Raw genomic sequence first — 1363 nt, forward strand, 5'->3', positions numbered from 1 at the left:
CACCCGAAGGACCGGCTCAAGGAGTACGCCGACTCCCCCGAGCACGCCGAGTTCGTCACCCGTGAGCTGGTGCCGCTGCTGGAGAACGACTTCCCGCTCGCCGGCCAGCCGTCGACCCGCTGCCTGCTGGGGTCCAGCTTCGGGGCGGTCGCGTCGTTGTCGATGGCGCGCCGCTACCCCGGCACGTACGGCTCCCTGGCGCTGATGTCCGGCTCGTTCGTGTCCTCACCTCCCGGCGGCGCCCCGCACGGCGGCGGTCCGACGTTCGACCCGGTGGTCAAGTTCGTCGACGACTACCGCCGCCGGCCCACCAAGGTGGCGGACCGGGTGTTCGTCGCCTGCGGCGCCTTCGAGCCGTTGATCGTCCGGCAACCTCCGATGCTGGAGACCTTCCGATCCGTCGGAATGCAGGTGCGATACGTCGAATCGAACGACGGGCACACGTGGGTGAACTGGCGCGACCGGCTGTGCGACGCGCTGTCCTGGGTGCTTCCGCCCGACTGAGCGGCGATCCGGTTGCGCAATTGCGCAACCGGTTCGGGTCCGGCCTTTCTCCACACTGGACGCAGAACCTACGGTGCGGCCATGCATCGCGTCTTGCGCACGGCACCGTGCCTCTCCGTTCTGATCGGGCTGGGGGTCGCCCTCTCCCCGGGCCTGCCGGCGCTGGCCGCCACCCCCGAGGAACTCGACACCCTCATCACCGACTTCTTCGTCCAGACCAACGACGCCTGGTACGGCACCCCGCCGGCGGCGTTCATGGCGGGCCGGCTGAAGGGCGGCTCCGTCTCCCCCGCCGCCCAGCGGATGGCCCAGGTCACCGCCGGGATCGCCCGGGACGCCCAGCGGGACCTCGGGCTGCAGGCCGACCTCGTTACCACGCTCGTCGACAACGTCGAGACCTCGGCCAGCACGAACCGCTACGAGTTCGACTCGAACGTCATCACCAGCCTCGCCTGGAACATCGCCGACCTCGGCGATTCGGTGATGGGCGACGACTTCGAGGTCGTGGTGACCCGATCGGGCACCACCTCCTGGACCATCTCCGGCGTGACCCGGATCAAGCCCCCGCCGGAGAGCGACAACCCGGAGCCTCCGGCGGAGGACCCGGAACCGCCGTCGTGCAAGCCGGGCGAGATCTGCGACCCGGAGACGCTGGGCGCCGGCAAGCCCATCGATCTGAGCAAGGGCCGCGCGAAGGCCCGGCAGGCGCAACTCGCCGCCCGCGGCAAGGAGCCCGTCGGCCGGGAGACCACCGGCCACGGCCCGGACGCGAACCGCTTCGACCCGAACGCGGCCGCCCGCTATGGACTCAGATGGTCGTACGAGGGCGCCTACAACCGTGACCAGTACGGGGATCCGC

At 70.6% G+C, this 1363-nt stretch carries 2 protein-coding genes; both read left to right on the forward strand.

Annotated elements, in window-relative coordinates:
- The coding region (locus tag AB0M20_RS43770; RefSeq protein ID WP_364307426.1) for an alpha/beta hydrolase-fold protein at positions 1-504 on the forward strand (504 nt) is incomplete at its 5' end.
- An 81-nt stretch (positions 505-585) separates the two neighbouring features.
- Positions 586-1363: hypothetical protein (locus tag AB0M20_RS43775; protein WP_364307428.1), on the forward strand; the 778-nt coding region annotated here is incomplete at its 3' end.

The sequence above is a fragment of the Actinoplanes sp. NPDC051633 genome, from assembly GCF_040681735.1.
Taxonomy (GTDB): Bacteria; Actinomycetota; Actinomycetes; order Mycobacteriales; family Micromonosporaceae; genus Actinoplanes.